Origin of the sequence: Roseimarinus sediminis (genome assembly GCF_050433125.1) — a bacterium.
In the GTDB taxonomy this organism is placed as follows: Bacteria; Bacteroidota; Bacteroidia; order Bacteroidales; family Prolixibacteraceae; genus Roseimarinus; species Roseimarinus sediminis.
In genome coordinates this window covers 1-3,095 of sequence record NZ_JBNPXV010000034.1, presented here as the reverse complement: position 1 = coordinate 3,095, position 3,095 = coordinate 1, and the positions used below count along the sequence as shown (strand labels likewise).

At 44.9% G+C, this 3,095-nt stretch carries 4 protein-coding genes; all 4 read left to right on the top strand.

Features of this window, described 5'->3' with window-relative positions:
- The first annotated feature begins 682 nt into the window (after positions 1-682).
- Positions 683-1,006, top strand: a complete 324-nt coding sequence (locus FHS86_RS19020) for a nucleotidyltransferase domain-containing protein (RefSeq protein ID WP_429417616.1) — start codon at positions 683-685, stop codon at positions 1,004-1,006.
- Positions 1,003-1,416 carry a HEPN domain-containing protein gene (locus FHS86_RS19015; RefSeq protein WP_429417614.1) on the top strand — a complete coding sequence of 138 codons (414 nt, stop codon included), beginning with the start codon at positions 1,003-1,005 and terminating at the stop codon, positions 1,414-1,416. Before FHS86_RS19020 ends, FHS86_RS19015 begins: the two co-directional genes overlap by 4 nt.
- A gap of 869 nt (positions 1,417-2,285) precedes the next feature.
- The gene (locus FHS86_RS19010) at positions 2,286-2,507 is read left to right on the top strand and encodes a hypothetical protein (protein WP_429417611.1); all 222 of its coding nucleotides are present in this window, start codon (positions 2,286-2,288) and stop codon (positions 2,505-2,507) included.
- Positions 2,508-2,830: 323 nt separating this feature from the next.
- Positions 2,831-3,095: AAA family ATPase (locus FHS86_RS19005; RefSeq protein WP_429417608.1), on the top strand; the 265-nt coding region annotated here is incomplete at its 3' end.

Genomic DNA, 3,095 nt, shown 5'->3' with positions numbered 1-3,095 from the left:
ACGCCCCCAACCATGACACAAGGCGAAGCCGCAGTCCCGCGGAGCGGGAACCATTACAACCATTACAATGACGACAACAACGACAACAACGACAACCAAATAATCACACCCCAACATCCGCACCACACGCCCCCAACAAGCAACAAGCAACAAGCAACAAGCAACCAAAAAATAACAACTCCAACACCCGCACTGTACTGCCCTATCTCCCCCCTGGAGGCGAATCCGACCGACTACCGACGGGCGGTGAGTCCCGGTGTAACCGGGAGGGGATTAAGGGGGGTAATGGAGGCGAATCCGACCGTCCACCCTCGGGCGGTGAATCCCGGCACAACCGGCTGGGATAAACATGAGGTAGGATTCTTCAATAGGCACCACATTTATGTGGTGTAATAAATAAATCGTTGTTAAGAGCGGGCTTTAGCCCAATGATATATTTACCTGGCTTTTTATCATTTGCTTTCGCCCTTTCAGGGCTTTGGGGCTAACATCGCTGCCCTAAACGCAGGGCTGCGCCCTGCGCTATTGCTTTAAGGCCTTTGGCCTTAACCATCTGACAGACACTTTACCACTGACCCCGAAGGGGTCAAACAACAATAGCCCCGGGTGGCTTCCGATGCAATCGGAAATTTGTTGAAAACCCAACAATAAAGTATCTTTGAATAAATTAATGAGATGATGTATGATAAGTTCAAAACTTCTGGCAAAAGAGATAAAACAACATCTGAATAATTCACTGAATAATATAGTATCAGATATTGTGATTTTCGGATCCAGAGTCAATGGAAAGGCAACTAAAAACTCCGATTACGATGTATTAATTGTAATCAATGTTAATTATGACCGTAAGATTCAGAAAGCAATCAATGATTTGTGCTACGATTTTGATCTGAAATATAACATATTTCTTGACACTCAGATTATATCCGAATTTGAACTAAAAAACAGCATTCGGGGCAAACATCCATTTTTTAAGAATGCTTTAAAAAAAGGATTACATGCATGATTGATAAGGACGACCGCGACATTCTAATTCAATACAGACTTGACCAGGCCAATCAAACAATTAGCGAAGTAAGTAAACTGATTGAAATAAACTTACTGAATGTAGCAGTAAACAGAATCTATTATGGTATTTTTTATTGTTTAACTGCATTAGCATTAAAATTTGAATTCGCTTCGTCAAAACACGCACAGTTAATTGGCTGGTTCAACCAATCCTTTATTAAAACCGGACAGATAGAAGTGAAATACGGAAAAATAATCAGAGACGCATACAAAAATAGAAGTGATGGTGATTATGCACCGTTTATAACATTCTCAAAAGAAGATGTTCTTGAGATGCACACAGAAATGACCGATTTTATTGAACGAATTAACTCCTATCTTTCAACAACGAATGAAAAAAATTCCTGATAATTACTTTCTCAATTGTATCAACCTTGTGAAACCGGGAGCAATTAACTCCATTTCATTACGTTGAACGTTGTTTCATAATGCTAGCAATGAAGAAGCTATAATAATAGCTCCAACACCCGCACTGCACAGCCCCATCTCCCCACTTAAGGGGGGATTAAGGGGGGTATTGGAGGCGAATCCGACCGTCCACCGACGGGCGGTGAGTCCCGGTGCAACCGAGAGGGGATTAATACCCTAACTACCCCGCACCCAGCAACTTCAATGGCAAATCTTTCCCCCGACTTAGTCGAGGTTTGAAAAACCTGAACCCCGACTCAGTCGGGGTTGAAACTAAAAATACATAACCAAATTTGCACACAGCAACTTCAAAGCAACCCTTTCCCCCGGCTAAGTCGGGGGTTTTTGCTAACGAGGGTTAAACAATCAAAAAATAAAAGCACCAAAATTCGCACTTTACTGCCCCAACCTTTACAACCATTACAACCATTACAACCAAATAATAACAACTCCAACACCCGCACTGCACAGCCCCATCTCCCCCTTTAGGCGAAGCGTAGAGGAGTCCCGGGAACCGGGAGGGGATTAAGGGGGGGTATTGGAGGCGAATCCGACCGTCAACCGACGGGCGGTGAGTCCCGGTGTAACCGGGAGGGGATTAAGGGGGGTATTGGAGGCGAATCCGACCGTCCACCGACGGGCGGTGAGTCCTGGTGCAACCGAGAGGGGAACCGGTAGGCGTAATAATCCCTATACCCAGCAACTTCAATGGTAAACCTTTCCCCCGACTTAGTCGGTTTTTTTTTACTAACGAGGATTAATCAATCAAAAAATAATAGCTCCAACATCCGCACCACACGCCCCCAACCATGACACAAGGCGAAGCCGCAGTCCCGCGGAGCGGGAACCATTACAACCATTACAACCATTACAATGACGACAACAACGACAACAACGACAACCAAATAATCACACCCCAACATCCGCACCACACGCCCCCAACCAGCAACCAGCAACAAGCAACAAGCAACAAGCAACCAAAAAATAACAACTCCAACACCCGCACTGCACTGCCCCATCTCCCCCCTTAAGGCGAATCCGACCGTCAACCGACGGGCGGTGAGTCCCGGTGCAACCGGGAGAGGATAGAGGCGAATTCGTCAGCTGACGGAGGAGTCCCGGTGTAACCGGGAGGGGTATTCATTCTTAGGGTAGAGGCGAATCCGTCCGTCTACCGACGGTCAGTGAAGTCCCGGGAACCGGGAGGGGCCTTTAATCTTAGTATAGAGACCGTGAATTTATCAGCTTCAACAAAAAAACAAGAATTGATCAGACACTGCTTAGCAGTAGGTGGTGTTTTTACAAATCTGGAATTGCATTCCAGATTTGTAATGTTTTGTTGTATCTTTGTAAAATGATTCAAAGAAAACTCATATCGACATTGCAATTAATGGCCGGTAAAATGCCTGTGATTTCAATAACCGGTCCGCGCCAATCAGGTAAAACAACGTTGGCAAAAATGTGCTTCCCGGCTTATGACTATGTCAATCTTGAAAATCCCGATACATTGGATGAGGCGAAAAGCGATCCACGTTCTTTCCTTACAAGTAAAAAAGAAGGCATCATTATTGATGAAATTCAACTATTTCCTGAATTGTTTTCTTACATTCAAACCATCA

Excerpts from the sequence above, each read along its gene's own strand:
- FHS86_RS19020 (WP_429417616.1), top strand. The coding sequence starts at position 683 with ATGATAAGTTCAAAACTTCTGGCAAAAGAGATAAAACAACATCTGAAT.
- FHS86_RS19010 (WP_429417611.1), top strand. The coding sequence starts at position 2,286 with ATGACACAAGGCGAAGCCGCAGTCCCGCGGAGCGGGAACCATTACAAC.
- FHS86_RS19015 (WP_429417614.1), top strand. The coding sequence starts at position 1,003 with ATGATTGATAAGGACGACCGCGACATTCTAATTCAATACAGACTTGAC.